At 70.6% G+C, this 17,954-nt stretch carries 19 protein-coding genes, 2 tRNA genes and 1 riboswitch; of the genes, 5 read left to right on the top strand and 16 right to left on the bottom strand.

The window, feature by feature from the left end:
* The first annotated feature begins 380 nt into the window (after positions 1-380).
* Both OG798_RS44820 and OG798_RS44815 read left to right on the top strand, forming a co-directional pair.
* Positions 381-551: a hypothetical protein gene (locus tag OG798_RS44820; RefSeq protein ID WP_267063644.1), complete on the top strand. Its 171-nt coding sequence runs from the start codon at positions 381-383 to the stop codon at positions 549-551.
* Positions 552-688: 137 nt separating this feature from the next.
* Positions 689-1,441 carry an RNA polymerase subunit sigma gene (locus OG798_RS44815; protein ID WP_121414179.1) on the top strand — a complete coding sequence of 251 codons (753 nt, stop codon included), beginning with the start codon at positions 689-691 and terminating at the stop codon, positions 1,439-1,441.
* Positions 1,442-1,459: 18 nt separating this feature from the next.
* Here the strand turns inward: OG798_RS44815 and OG798_RS44810 are convergent, their stop codons facing one another.
* Positions 1,460-2,395 (bottom strand): sigma-70 family RNA polymerase sigma factor, encoded by a 936-nt coding sequence (locus tag OG798_RS44810; protein ID WP_095851272.1) that lies wholly within the window; start codon positions 2,393-2,395, stop codon positions 1,460-1,462.
* 330 nt (positions 2,396-2,725) lie between these two features.
* Between OG798_RS44810 and OG798_RS44805 the strand changes: the two genes are divergently transcribed.
* Positions 2,726-3,325 (top strand): hypothetical protein, encoded by a 600-nt coding sequence (locus OG798_RS44805; RefSeq protein WP_267063643.1) that lies wholly within the window; start codon positions 2,726-2,728, stop codon positions 3,323-3,325.
* A gap of 100 nt (positions 3,326-3,425) precedes the next feature.
* On the opposite strand, the gene OG798_RS44800 is transcribed toward OG798_RS44805, so the two are convergent.
* The 8 genes from OG798_RS44800 to OG798_RS44765 form a co-directional block, all read right to left on the bottom strand.
* Complete coding sequence (locus OG798_RS44800) at positions 3,426-3,770, bottom strand: hypothetical protein (protein WP_121414181.1); 345 nt, start codon at positions 3,768-3,770, stop codon at positions 3,426-3,428.
* A gap of 500 nt (positions 3,771-4,270) precedes the next feature.
* Positions 4,271-4,344 (bottom strand) — tRNA-Pro (locus OG798_RS44795).
* Between the two features lie 135 nt (positions 4,345-4,479).
* A complete protein-coding gene (locus tag OG798_RS44790; RefSeq protein WP_328760159.1) occupies positions 4,480-5,940 on the bottom strand; it encodes a hypothetical protein in 1,461 nt (486 codons plus the stop codon).
* A gap of 194 nt (positions 5,941-6,134) precedes the next feature.
* Positions 6,135-6,902 carry an NPP1 family protein gene (locus OG798_RS44785; RefSeq protein WP_075030466.1) on the bottom strand — a complete coding sequence of 256 codons (768 nt, stop codon included), beginning with the start codon at positions 6,900-6,902 and terminating at the stop codon, positions 6,135-6,137.
* A gap of 419 nt (positions 6,903-7,321) precedes the next feature.
* Positions 7,322-7,624, bottom strand: coding sequence for a hypothetical protein (locus OG798_RS44780; protein ID WP_095851276.1), 303 nt, complete (start codon positions 7,622-7,624; stop codon positions 7,322-7,324).
* Between the two features lie 111 nt (positions 7,625-7,735).
* The gene (locus OG798_RS44775) at positions 7,736-7,960 is read right to left on the bottom strand and encodes a hypothetical protein (RefSeq protein ID WP_075030296.1); all 225 of its coding nucleotides are present in this window, start codon (positions 7,958-7,960) and stop codon (positions 7,736-7,738) included.
* Positions 7,961-8,087: 127 nt separating this feature from the next.
* On the bottom strand, positions 8,088-8,420 hold the full coding sequence (locus tag OG798_RS44770) for an SCO0607 family lipoprotein (RefSeq protein WP_095851277.1): 333 nt from the start codon (positions 8,418-8,420) through the stop codon (positions 8,088-8,090).
* A 231-nt stretch (positions 8,421-8,651) separates the two neighbouring features.
* Positions 8,652-9,359, bottom strand: a complete 708-nt coding sequence (locus OG798_RS44765) for a TetR/AcrR family transcriptional regulator (RefSeq protein WP_097223880.1) — start codon at positions 9,357-9,359, stop codon at positions 8,652-8,654.
* A gap of 89 nt (positions 9,360-9,448) precedes the next feature.
* On the opposite strand from OG798_RS44765, the gene OG798_RS44760 reads away from it, so the two are divergent.
* The gene (locus tag OG798_RS44760; RefSeq protein ID WP_267063641.1) at positions 9,449-10,312 is read left to right on the top strand and encodes an NAD(P)H-binding protein; all 864 of its coding nucleotides are present in this window, start codon (positions 9,449-9,451) and stop codon (positions 10,310-10,312) included.
* 67 nt (positions 10,313-10,379) lie between these two features.
* On the opposite strand, the gene thiD is transcribed toward OG798_RS44760, so the two are convergent.
* From thiD to OG798_RS44730, 6 genes are all read right to left on the bottom strand, one after another.
* Positions 10,380-11,186 (bottom strand): bifunctional hydroxymethylpyrimidine kinase/phosphomethylpyrimidine kinase, encoded by an 807-nt coding sequence (thiD, locus tag OG798_RS44755; RefSeq protein WP_328758920.1) that lies wholly within the window; start codon positions 11,184-11,186, stop codon positions 10,380-10,382.
* Positions 11,187-11,230: 44 nt separating this feature from the next.
* Positions 11,231-12,634, bottom strand: coding sequence for a purine-cytosine permease family protein (locus OG798_RS44750; protein ID WP_121414183.1), 1,404 nt, complete (start codon positions 12,632-12,634; stop codon positions 11,231-11,233).
* A riboswitch (TPP riboswitch) is annotated at positions 12,624-12,718 on the bottom strand. Its footprint overlaps the gene before it by 11 nt.
* Before the next feature lie 74 nt (positions 12,719-12,792).
* Positions 12,793-13,884, bottom strand: coding sequence for a maleylacetate reductase (locus OG798_RS44745; RefSeq protein WP_267063640.1), 1,092 nt, complete (start codon positions 13,882-13,884; stop codon positions 12,793-12,795).
* Positions 13,885-13,889: 5 nt separating this feature from the next.
* On the bottom strand, positions 13,890-14,789 hold the full coding sequence (locus OG798_RS44740) for an intradiol ring-cleavage dioxygenase (RefSeq protein ID WP_120986356.1): 900 nt from the start codon (positions 14,787-14,789) through the stop codon (positions 13,890-13,892).
* A gap of 16 nt (positions 14,790-14,805) precedes the next feature.
* A complete protein-coding gene (locus OG798_RS44735) occupies positions 14,806-16,038 on the bottom strand; it encodes an alanine racemase (protein WP_267063639.1) in 1,233 nt (410 codons plus the stop codon).
* 394 nt (positions 16,039-16,432) lie between these two features.
* Complete coding sequence (locus tag OG798_RS44730; protein ID WP_225900601.1) at positions 16,433-16,780, bottom strand: SH3 domain-containing protein; 348 nt, start codon at positions 16,778-16,780, stop codon at positions 16,433-16,435.
* 239 nt (positions 16,781-17,019) lie between these two features.
* Here OG798_RS44730 and OG798_RS44725 point away from each other — a divergent pair, with 239 nt between their 5' ends.
* A complete protein-coding gene (locus tag OG798_RS44725; RefSeq protein WP_328758919.1) occupies positions 17,020-17,712 on the top strand; it encodes a class I SAM-dependent methyltransferase in 693 nt (230 codons plus the stop codon).
* 79 nt (positions 17,713-17,791) lie between these two features.
* Here the strand turns inward: OG798_RS44725 and OG798_RS44720 are convergent.
* Positions 17,792-17,865: transfer RNA gene (locus tag OG798_RS44720), tRNA-Pro, on the bottom strand.
* Between the last annotated feature and the right edge of the window lie 89 nt (positions 17,866-17,954).

Below are 17,954 nucleotides of genomic sequence, written 5' to 3'. Positions count from 1 at the left end.
GAACTGAACACCGTTCCTGGCCACAGCCGACCCGCACCGGACCTCAAGCGGTCCTCATCACAAGACCCCAACCCGCAAGCCCGTAACGCAACGGCATTGCGCCTAGGGCCTGTCCGGCGGATCAGGTCGGAGGAAAGTAACGGCGCCTCATAAGTGCAGGTGAGCGGGGTCTGGTGCGTGCAGCTGCAAGGCGGAGGAGGGCGTCGACGCGATGGGGGTCCCCCCTGCTCGAGCGAAGCCGAGAGCTCGGGGGAGTCGGCAACCGACGACAACGCCGCTGGGGGTACCCCCTGCTCGAAGAGCTTGGGGGAGGGCGTGCCAGACCCCGCGTCTCCGGCATGATCCGCCGGACAGACCCTAGGGCCGCGGAGGGACACCAGATGACTCACACCGCCGAGAACCGAACCGACATCGCGGCCGCCGTCGTATCGCTGGCCGCGGAAGCCGCGGAGCTGGAGACTCGTGTCAACGAGCTGCGCCAAGAACTCGCGGATCTCAAGGAGCGGATGAAGGCCGTCGCCACCGCTCTGTATCAGAATCCCCCCACGTGAGCTGCCGAGACGCTGATGGGCGACGCTCATGTGAAAGGGCGCCATGTCACAAGACCCGTGTGTGCCTGGTCAATCGGAATGAGTCTCGACGACGAAAGGATCACTTGGCTGGAGTTGTGTGGGAGGAGGGATGACGTATGGACGAGGCCGACGTGGTGTCGATCGCGGAGTTGCTGGACGAGCGTCGATATCTCCTGGATGTGGCTTGCTGGATGTTGGGCAGTGCCGGCGAGGCGGAGTGTGTGGTCGATGAGGTCTACCGCCGGTGGTACGGGTTGTCGGGTGCGGCGCGCCGGGAGATCGCCCGGCCCCGGTCCTGGCTTGCGAGGAGTACGGGCAGGAGTTGCCTGACCCGGCTCGAGCTGGTCGAGCGGTCTGGCGACAGCGCTTTTGAGGCGGGGGCCGAGGGAGTTGAGGCAGGGGTGGGGGCGGAGGTGAGTCGGGTTCTGCTGGATGCACTGGGTTGCCTGTCGCCGGACGAGCGGGCCCGTGCCAGTCTTCGGGTGCGGCGTTCGGACCCCGTGGCGCCGTGGGAGCACGATGCCCTGGTTCGCGCGGTGGGTCGGGCCTGCCTGGACGAGGATGCCGGGCAATTGGTGTCGCTGTTGCGTCCGGACGTCACGGCGGTCTTCGACGGCGGGGGCAAGGTGCGGGCGTCGAGCAGGCCGGTGCACGGGGGCCGGCAGGTGGCGCACAGTCTGCTGACGTTGCTGGCCCGCCGGCCGCGCACCGCTTTGACGGCTCAGTCCGTCAACGGTCGTACCGGCCTGGTCGCCCGTTACGGCCGTCAGGTCGCCGCGGTCATCAGCCTCGACATCGCAGACCACCGTGTCATACAGGTGTGGGTCGTCCTCAACCCCGACAAACTACGCTCCTGGAACCAACCTTGAGCCATGCGGTTGCCGCACTCACGCGCCACTCGGCGCAGGCCTGAGGGCAGTTGTGGATCGGAACCGTGAGTTGAGGAAGGCGTCGATCTTTGTTGGGTTGAACACCCACATCACCCTGTAGATGCCCGCCCTCTCGGCCGCTATGGTCATGAACGTGGAGGGCTCGCCATCTCGGTAGATCATCGCGCCCATACGGCCGTTGGCAGCGACGAACTCGATGCCCACATTCCCCCAGAACCGCGGATACGCGGTCAGCAGATGGGCCACGCGGGCACGGCCCAGCACGGGAATCCGAGCGACGCCCAGGATACCGTTCCCGTCCGACAGACTGACGGCATCGGGGGTGAGCAGGGCTTCCAGTGACGCCACGTCCCCCGTTCGAGCAGCTGAGACGAAGGCGTTCAGAAGGCGTCGGTGCTCGACCGTGTCCACGCTCTCCCGCTGCTCGTCCGTCAGATGCTTGCGAGCACGGCTCACGATCTTCCGTGCGTTGACGAGACTGATCTGAAGCATGTGAGCGATCTCGGGATAGCTGTAGTCGAACGCCTCGCGCAGTATGTATGCGGCACGCTCGGTGGGGCTCAGCTTCTCCAACACCAGCAGCAGAGCCAGTTCCAGGGCCTCGGCGCGCTGCGCGCCCACCTCCGGGTCCGAACTCGTGTCGATGGGCTCCGGCAGCCACGGTCCGATGTAGGTCTCCCGCCGCACGCGCGCCGACTGCGCGACGTTGATGGCCAGTCGGGTCGCGGTGCTCGACAGGAAGGCCACTGGGCTCACCACCACGGAACGCTCGGTCCTCTGCCAACGCAGCCACACCTCCTGGACCACGTCTTCGGCCTCGGCCGCGCTGCCGAGTACGCGGTAGGCGATACCGAAGAGACGTGCCCTGTGCTGCACAAAGACCGAAACAGCCTCGTCAAGGTCACTTGCCGTGGGGGACGGCTCGTCATGCATGATCCTCGGTCTCCGTTCCTCCGCTTGGTCGGGCGCCGCGGGTCATGTGCTCACTGAAGGTCACGACTGCTCCGATCACATCCCCTTCATAGACCGGGGTGAGCCCGTCCCTGTGACAGGTTTCGGCAGAGAAATACCGGCCGGCTCATGTCGGAGGAGCCGCCCCGGGCGGACACACGGTGTTTTCGCGGCCCATGACACACACCTGATGAGCTTGCCCCGCAGGCCTTGAAGAGGCTCACCCGTGGGAAACCGTGGGACCGTCCACAGCATCTACATTCCACATGGGCTACTGCCTATGATGTCGAAGGTTGAGGATGAGAGGAACACATGGTCTCCGTAACCCACGCGGCGCACAACATCGAGATCACCGCTGAGGGCCTTCAAGAGGAACTGGCCCGCCTGGAGCTTCAGAAGGAGGCACTGGAAAGGGAATTGGCCGCGGTCGTGGCGCATCTCGGCTCGGTGCGGCGGACCCTCAGGGCCTTTGAGTCGCTGTTGCGTGCGCCGGCTGCCGCAGCGTCGACGGGGTCGACCGAATCCGCGGTTGCGGGGCACGGTCAGGCCGCTCCCCCGGCCGCCCCGCAGGCAGCCGTCACTTCCTCCGAATCCGCGGACGCCGCAACCCCCTCCGCAGCACCCACAGCTCGGAAGGCCAGCAGCGGCAAGACCACGGAACGCCCTGTTTCCGCCGATACCGGAACGGACACGGACGAGCCGAAGCAGTACGGCAAGCTCACCGAACAGATCATGGAGTACTTCGCCGAAGTCGGCGACCGCGACGTGCGGGCCCGCGATGTCGCCGCGGCTCTTGGCCGTGACACCGACAGCGGGAGCATCAACGCGGTCCGCAGCACACTCGATCGTCTCGTCGGCACGTACCGCGTCCAGCGAACCGGCCGAGGCCTCTACCGCGCCCCGCGTTCCTGAGCGGTGTCCCGCGGGTCAGAGCGCGGGATGGCGGTGGCGGTGGCGCTGGTCGAGTCGAGTCGCATGCCGGGCAGGTAGAGCAAGTTGAGCACACGGTGGGTCAGCCGGACGTCCCCAGGATCACGGCGACGCACACCGTGATCAGTGCCACGGTGATCAGGACCATCGCTATCAGCGTTCCCCGCAGCCATCGGCCGAAGCGGATGTGATGTTGCCCTTCCACCAGGCTGATGCGAGCGGCGATGTGATCCGTCACCATGCCGGCGACGTAGTTTTGCTCTTCGAGATACCACCGCTCGATATCCCTCTTCTGCCCATCGGTCAGCCCCGCCGTTCGGGCGGTGAAATCCGCCACGCGCCGATGAGCCGCTTCGAGATGTACCTCCCGGTACAGGAAGTCTTCGATGTCGTTCAGGCCCCGTGCGGCCTCCTTGCTCGTGTCCATGGTGTACCTCCAGAGAGGGTTGAGAGGGACCAGTCACCGCGATGCCGGGTCGGGCAGGCAGCCCAGATGATCTGGTCCTCCGCGTCGGCGGCCTCTCCCATGGACGGGACAGCTCGTCTGTCTGTGACATCCGCCGTGGGGAGCCGACGGCGTTCGGTGAAGCCGCCGGCCCGTTGTCGCTCACGCAGCCACGTTGTCACTCGCCCGGCTCTCGCCGGAGCGCTCCGGATTCACGCTCGTGACGAACGCGTGCCGGGGGTGCTGCACGGAGGCGAGGGAGACAAGATCACGGCCGAACACGGCAGGGCTGATAGGTCATGTAGGGACGGGGATCGACAACCGTCACCCGCGCCTCACCCGCACAGCCCCATGCCGTGCAGAAGCCTGCGTAGCCGCCACCGATGATCACAAGCTCACGCATGATTCCCTCTGCCTGAGCCGGAACGTTCCACGCGAAAAGGGCCCCCGCAGGCTCTCGCCTGCGAAGACCCTTCGCACCGTCGGGACGACAGGATTTGAACCTGCGACCCCTTGACCCCCAGTCAAGTGCGCTACCAAGCTGCGCCACGTCCCGGTGCGTTCACCCGCGGTGTTCCGCGTGATCCTGCAGGTAAACCCTACCGCACGTGAGGGGGCGGCCCCGCACACGTGGAGGTACGGCGGGTGCGGGGCGCTGGTCACGGCGCGGCGCGAGCCGCGTCCGCCGGACCTACATCTTGCCGTCGGCGAGCTTCCACTCCCGGTGCAGTGTGCCCAGGGGGATGGCGTGCTGGATGACGGGGGTGCCGAAGATGGCCAGCTGGATCTGGAGGGTGCCGCTCAGATCGAGGCCGCCGTAGAGGGCCCAGGAACCACTCGCCGCGACGTCGGACTTGGTGCCGGAGCCGACCGGGGTGGTCGCGGTGACCGTGCCCGCCGCCTCACCCCGCAGGTACGGGGCCAGGTCGGCGGTGACGCCCACGGCACCGTACAGGCCGACGGTGGCCTGTGCGCCGAGGGCCGCCTTCACGCTTCCGGCGGTCGTGACGGACGTACGGACCGGAGAGCTGTCCATGTGGGACTCGTTGACCGGTGTCCAGCCGGCCGCCGTGCCGAAGGTACCGCCCGCCTTGAAGTCGCCCTTGAGGTCCTGTTCGACGTCGACGGTGACCCGGCCGTCGCCGCTGATCTCGAAGTAGCAGGTCAGGTCGAGGTTCACGACGACGGGGACGGGGCCGACCTGGAGGACCGGGTCGGCGTGCAGCTTCGCGAACGGCAGCCGGACCGGCTTGGCGGTGGCGCCGGCGCGCCCCTTGAGCGCCCACTGCGAGGTCCAGTCGCCGGAGACGCCGAGGTAGGCCGCCCCCGGTCCGGAAGCGGTGGAACCGTTGGAGGCGGTCGAGGCGGTCGAGGCGTCGCCTCCGTAGGAGAAGTCCACCTCGGGCTTGACCTGGACGAAGCCGGACACGGAGGCGTCCGCCGAGGCCGGTGCCCCCTCGGCCGTGGCGACCTTCGTCGCGACATCGACCCGCAGGCTGCCCAGCGGGACCTTCGTCCCCTCGGGACCGGAGTGGATGTCTCCCGTCTTCGCCCAGGAGACCTTCACATCGGGCAGCAGCCGCTCGACGTCGAAGGAGGCCGGGTCGACCGGGACGGTGCCCTTCGCGTCGTCGTCACCCAGCAGCGTGTCCAGGGTCGTCGGCGCGGTCTGGACCTCGGTGCCGTCGGCCGTCTCACCGATCACCTTGGTGACCTTGGCGAGAAGTCCGTCCGGGGCGCCGGGCGCGGGGGCACTGGCGATGACGTCGCCGACGGCGGTGCGACCCGGCGTCGCGGTGCCTGCGGGGGTCGGGCTCCCGGTCGGGGACGGCGATGAAGTCCCCTTGCTGACCGTGGATATGACGGCTCGTCGGGTGTGGCTGTCGTACGACTTCACCTTGAGCGAGGTCTTGCGAGCCTTGCCGCCGACCGTGCCGGGCCGCGCGACTGCGGTCGAGGTGGCCGCCGCCGCGGGGGCGGCAGCGACGGCGAGCGGTTGGTCGCTGTTCGCGGTCGCGGTCGCGGATGCACCGGCGTCCGGGGTCCGTGCGGCGGCGGAGCTCTGGCCGGGGTCCGCGGAGCAGCCGGCGGCGAGGAGGAGAGCGGAGGCGGCGAGCGCGGGCACGAGGGCGCGCGAGGGCCGCTTGCGGATGCGCAAGATCAGTCCTGGGGGGGTGGGGGTGGCATGCGATTACCAGCGAGTAACTAGATGTGAGCATGCCATGAAGACGGGAAGCCCTGCTTCACGTTTCCACCCCCTCCAGGGTGATGTACGCCACGATCACGCATCGAGAGCCGCCAATGACACCACCAACTCACCCGGTTGCCGTGTCATCTGACGGAGCATCACGCATTGGGATCGAACGGGATGCCGGCCGGCTTCGCCTTCTCCAGGTGGTAGTTGAAGTTGCCGTCCTTGAGGCCGAAGACGGCACTGCCGAAGTCGTAGGCGCTCAGCTTGTCGCGCAGACCGGCGGGGTAGCCGTTCCAGCCGACCAGGTCGGGGAACTGCCAGGCGTGGTAGTGGTTCTCCGGCGGTTCGTCGTTCGAGTTCGCGGGCCGGAAGCAGTGGGTGCTCAGACCGTCCTTGTGATAGACGACCTTGGGGTGGGTCCCGTCCCAACGGATCTGGTCACGGCCGTAGATGTTGAAGTTGCCGTGGGCGGAGGTGGAGACGTACTGGGCCTCGTTGTTCTGCACCCACACCACGACGTGTTCCCAGTCGTTGCGGTGCCCGCCGAGGCTGCTGCCGAGCACGGCCTGGTCCTTCTCGAAGTAGAGGCCGTACATGATGGCGCACCAGCCGTTGTTGCACTTCTCGCGCGAGTAGCCGTTGGTGTTGTCGAGGTCCGAGGCGTCGTGGCACTGGCCGTTGAGGGCGCCGGACGGGTTGAGGCCGGGGTTGATCGTCCCGTCGGGGCCGATGGCGGGGGTGGGGTAGCAACCGTCCGTGTCGTAGTCGAAGGCCGGCTGGAACGTCTGCTCCAGTCCGTCCGCGTTGGCGGGCAGGGCCTGGGGCGGGGCGGCGAGAGCGCTGCCGGGGAAGGCGACGACCAGGGCGACCGCACTGCCGAGGATGAGCGAGACCTTGCGGATGCGCGAGCTTCTCTTCACTGCGTCCTCCTGATCGACCGCGATGTGGGGGTGGGCCGGGCACACCCGGTCGAGTTGGCATGCCCAGATCACCATTCCCCCTCTCGTCGACAACGCATGCGTCAGGGGGTGTCTGAGTGATGAATGATGAAGGGCCAACCAACGGATAAGGAGGCGGAGTTGGGCGACGACTCCCCGCCCGGCCGGCCGGGACGTGGGACGCGCGCGAGGAAGCGGTGTTGCGGGTACGGCGCGTAGGACGACTACGGCAAGGCCACCCGACGGCAGCGCGGCAGCTGCACGGTGACTGCCTCACGGGACCTGAGCCCGGTAAGGACCCGCGATCGAACGCCGCTGCGACCGACCAACCAGCACCAAATCGGCCCCACCCAGCACGTCTTCCTCGAAGGCGCCCCGAGGATACGGCTAAGCCCCGGACGTCACTGCGGCGGAGCCGACGAGGGCAGGCTTTTGAGCCAACGGGTGGCGAGTGGGTGGGCGAGCGTCGCGACCAGGATTCCCGTCAGGGCGGTGACACGGTGCGCGTAGTCGGGAAGCAACCGGCTGACGGGTTCGAAGACCAGGGCCTGCACGACCACGAAGGCGGCGGTGGCCGCGAAGAAGCCCCCGGCCGACTCCTTGGTCCACCGCCGCCGCTCCGACGCGACGGTGGTGGACCCCGTCTCCGGGGGTGGTGCGAACGGGTCGGTGACGCTCCCGTTGTGCCGGTCAGCGATCGGCACGACAAGACGCACGATCAACGGCACCGCTGAGCGCCGCCGGACGGACGTACGACGGTTGCACGAGCGGCCCACCGCGCGGCGCGGCCACAGGGGACGGCCACAGGGGCGCCCTCATCCGCGGGTCTCGGGCCCCCAGTACTCCGGGCCCACACCGCGCCAGTCGATGAGGGGGGACACCGCCGCGGTCACGGGGTCCACGTCGAGACCCGCGCGTCGCAGGAATTCGGACAGGTCCTCCAGGTTGTAGGCCAACCCGAGGTTCTCGCCGTGCACTCGGACTCGGCGGCCACCGGTGTCACTCGGCGGAGCCACGATGACAGGCAACGGTTCGGACATGGATCCAGCCTCGCCTCTCCGGTCCCGGCCTGCATCCCGGCCCTGGAAGTGTGGGTACGTCATACCCGAATTCAAGCACGTGTTCGATTTCCAGCGCACGGCCACGCGTCACTCGCGCAACCGGCGGTCACACCCCGGCGTCGGGAGCCTTGATGATCTTGCCGTTCTCGTCGATGGTGTGGGTGCTCCAGTAGGTGTCCCACTTGTCGCCGACGTGCTCGGGGACCTTCCCTTCGGGATAGCGGACGTACCCCTTCGGCGGCTCGTCGCCGTTGGACACGCAGGCGCTGCCGGTGCCGCCCACCGTCATGACCGGGTACTCGCCACCGCCGCAGCTCGCGTCCTCGGCGGAGCAACCGGTCAGCATCGCGAGGGTCACGCAGGCCAGCGCGAGGCCCAGGGCGGACCGCGCCGGGCCCCTGCTGATCACGGACGACGGTCGGTGAACTCGGCTTGTCATACGCACGATGGCTCCCTCTGGACGGCTTGTGGGACCAGCCTGCGCGAGACAAGGAAACCGATCATGAGTACGCGTACTCGGATGCGGTGGGCCGTCGTACCCGATTCCGCGTAGGCACGGGGGCGGCCGACCCCACCCGACCGAGCCACCCTCAGGTCGAACCGCTCTCAGCCCGCGTCACCCTCAGGCCGGGTCGCTCCCAGCCCGGGTCACCCTCAGGCCGGGTCACCCTCAGCCAGGATCGGCGATTCGGTTGAGCCACTCCTCCATGAGGCCGCGTTCCGGCGCCGTCAGGGCGTCGATCCGTGGGAGTACGGCCCGGAGGGTGACGGCGGCCGCGACGGGCCCGGGTGCGGGCGCGACAGGGGCGTCCGTGGCGATCGCCGCGATGACCGCCTCGCGGGCGGTGCGGGACAGCTCCGGGTCCCGGCGGCCTTCGGGGGTGGCGATGAGCGTGAGCGTCGTACCGCAGCCGGCCGCGTGGACGAGGTCCGCGGCGCGGTCCTCGGGGACGCGCAGCCGGCCCGCCTCGGCGATGCGCCGTATGTGCGCGGCGAGGACCTCGAAGGCGGCGAGCGCCGCGGGCGAGGGCGTACCGGGGCGGTATCGGCCGTACATCAGGGTGTACAGCGCCGGGTTGGCCAGGCCGAGGCCTACGTGCAGATCCCAGCCGGCGCGAAGGTCCTCGACCGGGTCATCGGTGGGCTTCCGGGCGGTCTTGCTGGTCAGGTACGCGGTGAAGCCGTCGGCGACGACCGCGTCGAGCAGGCCCTCTTTGTCACCGAAGAGCCGGTAGATGGCCGGCGGCTGCACGCCCGCCGCGGCGCTCACCGCACGGGTCGAGACCGCGTCCGGCCCGCCTTCGGCCAGCAGCCGGGCAGCTGCCGCGACGATGCGTTCACGATGCCCGTCCGCCGCGGTGACGTCCTCACTCTCCATGATTCCGACGATAACAGAATCCTGTTACCGATGAGAATTTCCAGTGATACCGTCATTGCGTTGTCGATGGAAACAGAGATGAGGTTGTCATGATCATCGTCACCGGAGCCAACGGCGGACTCGGTCGGCTTGTCACCGAGCGGCTGCTGGAGCGCGTCCCCGCCGAGCGGATCGGCGTCAGTGTGCGCGACCCGGAGAAGGCCCGAGAGCTCGAAGACCGGGGCGTGCGCGTCCGTCAGGGCGACTTCGGCGACCCCGCGAGCCTGGCGGACGCCTTCGAGGGCGCCCGGCAGGTCCTCGTCGTGTCGACGGACAGCACCGGCGCGGACGCCGTGCACCACCACCGCACCGCCGTCGAGGCCGCCGCGGCAGCCGGAGCCAAGCGCATCCTCTACACCAGCCACATGGGCTCGAACCCGTCCTCGCCCTTCGCTCCGATGCGCGACCACGCCGCGACCGAGGCGGCCCTCCGGGAGTCCGGGGTCCCCTTCACCTCACTGCGCAACGGCTTCTACGCCTCCTCAGCCGCGATGCTGCTGGGCCACGCGCTCGAGACGGGCGAACTGGCCGCGCCGAAGGACGGACCGGTCGCCTGGACGGCCCACGCCGACCTCGCCGAGGCGGCGGCGCTCGCGCTCACCGGCGAGGGCCTCGACGGGACGACACCGGCGCTCACCGGCCCCGAGGCGCTCGACCTGGCCGACATCGCGGCGATCGCCACGCGGCTCACGGGCCGCGAAGTCCGCCGGGTGGTCGTCTCCGACGCCGACTACCGCGCGAGCCTGCTCGCCCGCGGTCTGCCCGAGGCCGGCGCCGACCTGCTCCTCGGCCTGTTCGCCGCGAGCCGACAGGGACAGTTCACGCCGGTCGACCCCACGCTGGGCCGCCTGCTCGGCCGACCCACCACGCCCCTGGCGGACTTCCTGAAGACAACGATCACGCCGACCGGCTGACGTCCGGGTTCCCCTTCGGTCGCCGCGGACGACGGCCTCGTCCGCCATGCCGACGGATCCGCGGCGTTCAGGCGCGCGTCCGCCAGCCGTGGTCGACCGGTCCGAGGCCCGCGCCCAGGGCGAATCCCGCGGCGATCGCGCCGGTGACGTACTCCTTCGCCAGCCGCACCGCCTCCGGCACCGCCCGCCCCTGCGCCAGCCCCACCGCGATGGCCGAGGCCAGGGTGCAACCGGTGCCGTGCGTATGGCGGTTGTCGTGGCGCGGGGCCCGGAACCAGTGTTGTTCGGTGCCGTCGGTCAGCAGGTCGACGGCCTCGCCGGGCAGGTGGCCGCCCTTCACCAGGACCCAGAGGGGCCCGTACGACAGCAGCTGTTCCGCGGCCCGGCACATGTCACGCTCCCCGGTGGCCTTGATCCCGGTCAGCTCGGCGGTCTCGTCGAGATTCGGGGTGGCCACCGTCGCCAGCGGCAGCAGGGCGGTCCGTACGGCGTCCAGCGCGTCGTCCGCCAGCAGGCGGTCGCCGTGCTTGGAGACGCTCACCGGGTCCACCACCACGGGCGCGCCGACGTCCGAGAGCAGTTCGGCGACGGTCTCGACGAGCAGGGGCGAGGCGAGCATGCCGGTCTTCACGGCCTGCACACCGATGTCGTCCACGACGCTGCGGTACTGGGCGCGCACCGCCTCGGCGGGAAGCTCCCAGGCTCCCTGTACGCCGAGGGAGTTCTGCGCGGTGACGGCGGTGAGCACGCTCATCCCGTGCGCGCCCAGCGCGAGCATGGTCTTCAGGTCGGCCTGGATGCCGGCGCCGCCCCCGGAGTCCGATCCGGCGATGGTCAGGACACGGGGCGGGGTGGTCGGCGTGTTCGCGGACATGGTGGGTGTCACTCCGTACGAAGGGGGTGAGAGGGGGGGCGGGGTCAGCGGCGCAGGCGCAGCGGGGCGTAGACCAGCAGGGCCGCGAGGAACGCCACGCCGTAGGCGGTGTCGGCGCCGTGCAGGGCGTGCGCGACCGGGCCGACGTACAGGCTGGTGCTCATGAACGGCACCGCGGCGGCGAACGCGGCGGCGAACGCCACGAGCGCGGGCCACCACGGATACGGGCGGGCGCTCTCGGCGGCCAGGTCGACGGGTGCGCCGCCGCGGGCCCTGGCCCGGGCGAGCCAGTCGACGGCGACGATCGCGACGAACCCGGGAATCCAGTAGCCGACGAACAGCAGGACGTTCTGGAAGCGGGCCGTGGTGTCGGCGGCGTGCATCCACAGCACGAGCGGGAAGCCGAGGACGGCGGCCAGCGCGGCGGCGGCCGGGCGCGGCAGCCGTACGCCCATGGTCTGCAGGGCGAGCGAGCCGCTGTAGTCGTTCATGGCGTTGCTGCTCAGCGCGGCGAGCGCCACGGCGAGCAGGCCGAACGCGCCGAGGGCGCCGCCGCCGAGCAGGGTGTCGACGCCGCGGGCGGTCTGGTCGGTGAAGACGGCCGCGCCCCACAGTCCGAGGGCCTGGACGGCCACGAAGGACACGCTGATGCCCGCCAGGGTGTACCAGAACATGCGCGGGCGGGATGCCGTGCGCGGCAGATAGCGGCTGAAGTCGCTCGCGTACGGCGCCCACGACAGCGCGAGGCTGAGCGCGATCGTGCAGGTCAGGACGAAGGCCCCGGCCCGGTCGGCGCCGTGCGCGGTGGCGGCGGGGGTGGTGTGGGCACCGCTCAGGAGTTTCACGGTCAGGGCCACGAACGCGGCGGCGAGAGCGAAGGTCATCACGGTCTGGAGCCGGTGGATCACCTCGTAGCCGAGGACGCCGAGCGCCCCCTGCGCCGCCATCATGACGAGCACGCCCAGCCAGAACGGCCAGCCGCACAGCTGGGCCAGCGCGTCCCCGCCGAAGAGGCCGATCAGCGCGTCCCAGGCGATGGACGACAGCCACTGCAGGGCCCCGGGGACGACCACGGCCCGGCCGAACGCGAGGCGGGCGAGCGGCAGCTGTCCGGCGCCGGTCTGGCTCCCCCAGGTGCCGAGGTACGCGGTCGGTACCGCCCCCAGGAGGGTGCCCAGCACGACGGCGACGAGCGCGGTGGAGAAGTCCAGGCCGAGCGCGATGCCGACGGTGCCGGTGAACACGCCGGTCATGGTCAGGTTGGGGGCGAACCACACGGTGAACAGGCGGCCGGGGCCGCCGTAGCGGTGGTCCTCCGGGACCGGGGCGATTCCGCGCGCCTCGACGTGCAGATCCCCCGGGGCGGTGGGCATCCGCCCGTCGAATACGCCCTGCGGGCCTCCGACGGCCACCTCACCGCGAGCGTTACGGGCATACGGCAACGACATGAGACATCCCTCCGCCAGTCCTAACTGGTTCAGGTTCGACGGGTGTGATCTCAGCCCTCGTGCGGGGCACCCCGTGTCCGGTTCGGCGGTCAGGATAGCCCGGCGGGCGCGGTCTGCCCCAGGGGGAGGGGTCCGCGCGGGACCGTACGGGCCCGTGGCTACGCGTGGACGCTCGGCTCCCTGCCCTCGTACGCCGCCGTCAGCAGCGCCAGTACACCGTCCACGGTGACCTCGCGCGGGTTCGGGTACGGCTGCCCGGCGGCCTGCTCGGCGGCCACCGCCAGGTCGGTCTCCTTGAGGCCGAGTTCGGCGAGGCTCCGGGGGGCGCCGAGGCTTGCGGCCAGGGCCCACAGGGCATGGGGGACGTCGTCGGCGCCGCCCAGGGCGCGCGAGAGCGCCGCGACGGCCCGGGGTGCGGCGGGCGCGTTGTAGGCGAGGGCGTACGGGAGGACCACCGTGTGCGTCTCGGCGTGCGGCAGGCCGAAGGTCCCGCCGAGGACGTGGCACAGCTTGTGGTGCAGGCCCATGGTGGTGGCGCCCAGACAGGCGCCGCAGAGCCAGGCACCGTACAGGGCCCGGCCTCGCGCGTCGAGGTCGCCGGGGGCTGCGGCCACCAGCGGTAGGGCCCGCGTCATCGCCCGTACGCCCTCCTCGGCCATGAGCGAGACGAGGGGCGAGGCGTCGGGCGCGTAGAGGGCCTCGACGGCGTGGGCGAGCGCGTTGACGCCGCTGGTGACGGTGAGGGGGACGGGGAGCGAGAGGGTGAGTTCGGGGTCGTAGACGACGCTGCGGGGCTGGACGGCGGGGTCGCGTCCGGTGCGCTTGGCGCCGTGCTCGGTGAGTCCCCAGACCGGGGTCATCTCGGAGCCGGAGTAGGTGGAGGGCACGGCGATCAGGGGCAGGCCGGTGCGCAGCGCGATCGCCTTGCCCAGGCCGATCGCCGAGCCGCCGCCGACGGCGACGCACCCGTCGGCGCCGGCCGCGCGCGCCGCCTCGACGGCCCGGTCGGCCAGCTCGACGGGTACGTGCATCCGGGCCTCGGCGTGCAGCCCCGCGCAGGCCTCGCCCAGGGCGTCCGCGACCGCGCGTGCCGTGCCCTCGCCCCTGCTGCCGCAGACCACCAGCACCCTGCGCAGCCCGAGCCTGGCGGCCTCGTCGGGGGTCGCGGAGACGGCGGCGCCGGGCCGGAAGACGATCCGCGCGGGCTGGGTCTCGTACGAGAAGTCGAGCGGGGTGTTCCTGTCGGTCATGGTGCTCATTCCGGTTCGAGTACGAGGTCGAAGCGGGCGTGGCGGAAGGGGTTCGGGACGCCGAACTCCCGCGCCAGGGACGGGTCGTCGGTCTCCGTGAAGTCCTGTACCAGGCTCTTCTTGACCGCGAACACCGCGTCGGAGTCCAGGTAGTCGCTGCCCGCGACGAAGATGTGCGTGGTGACCGGGGCGTGGCCCTCGGCCGAGGCGATGAAGTGGATGTGGGCGGGGCGGTAGGGGTGCCGGGCCGTGGCGCGCAGCAGTTCGCCGATCGGCCCGTCGGTGGGGATCGGGTACGGGCTCGGTACGCAGGTGCGGAACCAGAAGCGGCCCTCGGCGTCGGTCGTGAACAGTCCCCGCCCGTTGCCGGCCGGCTGGACGTCCGGCTGCTGTACGTCGTAGTAGCCCTCGGAGTCGGCCTGCCACACGTCGAGGACCGCGCCCGGCAGCGGGGTGCCGCCCTTGCCCAGTACCCGGCCGCTGACCACGCACGGCTCGCCCCTGCCCACCAGGTCGATGTTCGCGCCGAGTGCGCGGATCGGCGATCTGGTCAGGTGGAACGGGCCCAGGACCGTCGACTCGGTGGCACCCGGGTCGCGGTGACCGCCCAGCGTCTCCACGAGCATGGAGACACCGAGCACGTCCGACAGCAGGATGAACTCCTGACGGGTGTCGGTGCACTGTTGCCCGGTCGCGGTCAGGAATCCGATCGCGCGTTCCCATTCCGCCATCGTCGGCTCCGTCTCGCGCACGAAGTCGTGCAGATGACGGGTGAGCGCGCCGAGCAGTTCACGCAGCCGCGGATCGGTCGTGCCCCGCAGGCTGTCGACGACGGCGTCGGTGATGCCGTGCGTGAAGTCGGTCGTGGCATCGGTCGTCGTCCAACGGTTCGGTTCGTCTGTCATGCCGCTCCTCGTGGTGCTATCGGGACTGGTAGCCGTCGGTGCCCGGGTCCACGAAGTGGAAGCCGGGCTCGGGCAACCTGGCGAACGCCCGGTGGGGCACGGACGAGGTGTAGGCACCCGCGAGGGAGAACACCACCCGGTCGCCGGCCCGCAGCCCCGGCGCCCGGACGTCCCGGACCAGGATGTCCCTGGAGTTGCTCAACTGGCCGGTGAGCGTGACCCGTTCGCGGCGCACCACGGGCCGCGGCCAGGAGTAGGGCCACGCGTCCACCTCGAGTACCGACCAGGGCTGGTCGGGCCACGGCTGGTCGGGCCTCCGGGACGCCGACGTGCGCAGGTTCACCCCGCCACCGCGGACGACGGCGAAGTCCTCGCTCGCGCCGTGCTCGACGTCCAGCACCTCGCTCGCGTACCAGCCGCAGTACGCCGTCAGCGCGCGACCGGGCTCGACACTCAGGGTCAGTTCCGGGTGCGCGGCGACGAGTCGGGCGAGTCCCTCGCCGTACGCCCGCCAGTCGAAGCGGCGTTCGGGGTGCTCGTAGTCCACCGCCATGCCGCCCCCGAGGTTCACCTCGGTGAGACGCAGGCCGTGCCGCGCGGCGAGTTCCGCCGTCCAGGCGACGACACTCCCGGCCACCGCGAGGTGTTCGGGGGCGTGCAGGCCGTTGGCCAAGTGGGCGTACACGCCGCGCAGTTCGAGGTTCGGGTAGCTGCCGTCGGTGAGCAGGCCGACGATCGTGTCCGCCTGTACCGGGTCGAGGCCGGAGATCCTGCGGCCACCGCCGCCGTCGGCGAACAGGTGGTCGGCCACCGGGAGGTTGAAGCGCGGCAGGACCGCCACCCGGCCGTCCGGAGCGTGCCGCTGGGCCAGCCCGGCCAGCATGTACAGCTCGTACTCGCTCTCCACGAGGAAGCGTGTCACGCCCCGCTCCAGCGCGTCCAGGAGCTCCGTCGGGGTCTTGTCCTGGCCGCCGAAGGCCAGTGGATGGTCCGGCGCCACCCGGGTGACGTGGTCCAGTTCGCTGCCGGTGGAGACCTTGTAGCCGTCGACGTACGGGGCGAGCGCGGCCAGGATCTCCGGTTCCCGGTTGGCCTGGGTCGCGTAGTACAGCTCGACGCACTCGGGCAGCGCGGCCCGCACCGACGCGGCGTGTGCGCGCAGTGCCGCCAAGTCGTACACATAAGCGGGAAGTTCCGTGGGCGGCAGGGTCAGGATGCGGTCGCGCACCGCGAGTGAGGGTGTGTTCATGGGGCACTCCGGGTCGTGTGGCGCAGGATACCGTCGGCACGCGAGGAAGGCGGCGGACGGGGACCGGAGTGACGGCCCGGCGGACGCAGGCGGTCGGGGACATGACACGTGCCACGGCAGCCGCCGAAATCGACGGGGCCGAGCGTCCGGTTCGGCGCGGTGGCCGGGAACCGGGAGACCGGCAGCGCCGTGCTCGCGCACGCCGACGCCTCCGCTCGCAGGGCCCGCGCCCTGTGGCATCCCACCATCATGCTGATCCGCGACTCCATACCCGAGGCCCCACACGATCTCTACCCGGTGGGAGATCCTTCGGCACCTCGAGCGGTCGCCGGTGTACCTGAACGCGGCGCGGTGCCCGACCCCGGGTCGGGGTCGGGCACCGCGTGTGGGTCGGTCAGCAGGTGGCGGAGGCCGGAAGGCCGCCGTACTGGTCGCCCTTGAGGTAGACGGCGCTCACATAGCCTTCGGCCAGTCGCACCCAGACGTCGTTGACGTAGCCGTTGTCGCGGATGGTCTCGCCGTGGGTCCAGCAGGAGGCGCCGCGCGGTTGCCCGGCGGCGACGTGCCCGGTGATGTCGGTGGTGGTCGAGGGCCCGGAGCGGACGTTGACGTTCACATACGGCGTGACGGCGTACGGCAGTCCCGCCGCCGCGGCCTGCGCCCCGGCCGCGCCGGTCAGCAGCAGTCCGGTGGCCAGCGCGCCGACCCCCGCCGTGGCGAACGCCTTGGTCCTCATCCTCATGGTCATACGGTCCTTCCCCGTGGTGGAGTCCGGGCGTGTTCCCGGGCCGGGCCGTACGGCCCACCCGGTCACGCCCGGGCCCACCCTGCCGGGTCGACACCCGGGGGCGGTACTTCTTTCGACGACGCTCGAAACGTCCGGTCCCGACGGGCCGGTACGCGCCGGTGGCCCGGAGTTCGAAGCCGACGCATCCGTCCGCGCGGCCCCACGGCGCGTCCGACCTGTCGCACAATGGGGCGATGATCGACGGTACTTCGCCGACAACAGCCCCACCGCCACCCGAGTTGGTCAAGGACGACGAACTGACCGGCCATGCCGTGGTGGCCAACAGCACCATGAACCGCGCACGCGTCCTAGCAGGCGTCAACAGCTACGCCCGCGAACTCGGCTTCTCCCCCGCCGAGTTCCTGAACGACCACGGACCCGCGCCGTCCTGGCTGGACCTGTGCAGCGGAGAGGGACTCGCCCTCCGCGAGGCGGCGCGGCAACTCCCCCGGGCCGTCATCACGGGCGTGGACCTGGTCGGCCCCCTGCTGCGGACGGCACTGCCCGACGGCCTCGAACTCGTCACCGCGAACCTCGGCCGATGGTCGCCGGGCCGCCGCTACGACCTCATCACCTGTGTCCACGGACTGCACTACATCGGCGACCGGCTCGCCCTGCTGGAGCGGGCCGCCTCCTGGCTCACCGGCACCGGTCTGCTGGTCGCCCATCTCGATCCCTCGACGCTGCGGCGCCCGGACGGCAGCGACGCGTCCCGACCGGTCCTGGCGGCACTGCGGGCCGCCGGCTTCCAGTACGCGGCCCGCCACCACCGTCTCAGCCTGCGCGGCGGCCGCCCCGTCACGCTGCCTTTCGCCTACCTCGGCGCCGACCCGCACGCCGGCCCGAACTACACCGGCCAACCGGCCGTCGCCTCGTACTACCGCTGAGCCCCCGGCCGACACCCGGAAACGAGGAAGAGGCCGTATCGAAATGTCCGATACAGCCTCTGACCCGCGACTTCAAAAGTCGGGACGACAGGATTTGAACCTGCGACCCCTTGACCCCCAGTCAAGTGCGCTACCAAGCTGCGCCACGTCCCGGTGCGTTCACCCGCGGTGTTCCGCGTGATCGTGCGAACAGAACTTTACCCCACGTCGGGGGCTGCTCCGCAGGGGGCGCGGGACGCGCG

Source organism: Streptomyces sp. NBC_00271, assembly GCF_036178845.1.
GTDB lineage: Bacteria > Actinomycetota > Actinomycetes > Streptomycetales > Streptomycetaceae > Streptomyces.
Note: the sequence above shows the minus strand (reverse complement) of the source record. Positions and strands in the feature narration are given on the sequence as shown.

Bases quoted from the DNA above. Each gene is read 5' to 3' on its own strand.
- OG798_RS44745 (WP_267063640.1), bottom strand. From the start codon at position 13,884: ATGACCGACAGGAACACCCCGCTCGACTTCTCGTACGAGACCCAGCCC.
- OG798_RS44770 (WP_095851277.1), bottom strand. From the start codon at position 8,420: ATGACAAGCCGAGTTCACCGACCGTCGTCCGTGATCAGCAGGGGCCCG.
- OG798_RS44820 (WP_267063644.1), top strand. From the start codon at position 381: ATGACTCACACCGCCGAGAACCGAACCGACATCGCGGCCGCCGTCGTA.
- OG798_RS44735 (WP_267063639.1), bottom strand. From the start codon at position 16,038: ATGAACACACCCTCACTCGCGGTGCGCGACCGCATCCTGACCCTGCCG.
- OG798_RS44800 (WP_121414181.1), bottom strand. From the start codon at position 3,770: ATGGACACGAGCAAGGAGGCCGCACGGGGCCTGAACGACATCGAAGAC.
- OG798_RS44810 (WP_095851272.1), bottom strand. From the start codon at position 2,395: ATGCATGACGAGCCGTCCCCCACGGCAAGTGACCTTGACGAGGCTGTT.
- OG798_RS44760 (WP_267063641.1), top strand. From the start codon at position 9,449: ATGATCATCGTCACCGGAGCCAACGGCGGACTCGGTCGGCTTGTCACC.
- OG798_RS44765 (WP_097223880.1), bottom strand. From the start codon at position 9,359: ATGGAGAGTGAGGACGTCACCGCGGCGGACGGGCATCGTGAACGCATC.
- thiD (WP_328758920.1), bottom strand. From the start codon at position 11,186: ATGTCCGCGAACACGCCGACCACCCCGCCCCGTGTCCTGACCATCGCC.
- OG798_RS44775 (WP_075030296.1), bottom strand. From the start codon at position 7,960: ATGTCCGAACCGTTGCCTGTCATCGTGGCTCCGCCGAGTGACACCGGT.
- OG798_RS44815 (WP_121414179.1), top strand. From the start codon at position 689: ATGGACGAGGCCGACGTGGTGTCGATCGCGGAGTTGCTGGACGAGCGT.
- OG798_RS44725 (WP_328758919.1), top strand. From the start codon at position 17,020: ATGATCGACGGTACTTCGCCGACAACAGCCCCACCGCCACCCGAGTTG.
- OG798_RS44730 (WP_225900601.1), bottom strand. From the start codon at position 16,780: ATGAGGATGAGGACCAAGGCGTTCGCCACGGCGGGGGTCGGCGCGCTG.
- OG798_RS44750 (WP_121414183.1), bottom strand. From the start codon at position 12,634: ATGTCGTTGCCGTATGCCCGTAACGCTCGCGGTGAGGTGGCCGTCGGA.
- OG798_RS44740 (WP_120986356.1), bottom strand. From the start codon at position 14,789: ATGACAGACGAACCGAACCGTTGGACGACGACCGATGCCACGACCGAC.
- OG798_RS44805 (WP_267063643.1), top strand. From the start codon at position 2,726: ATGGTCTCCGTAACCCACGCGGCGCACAACATCGAGATCACCGCTGAG.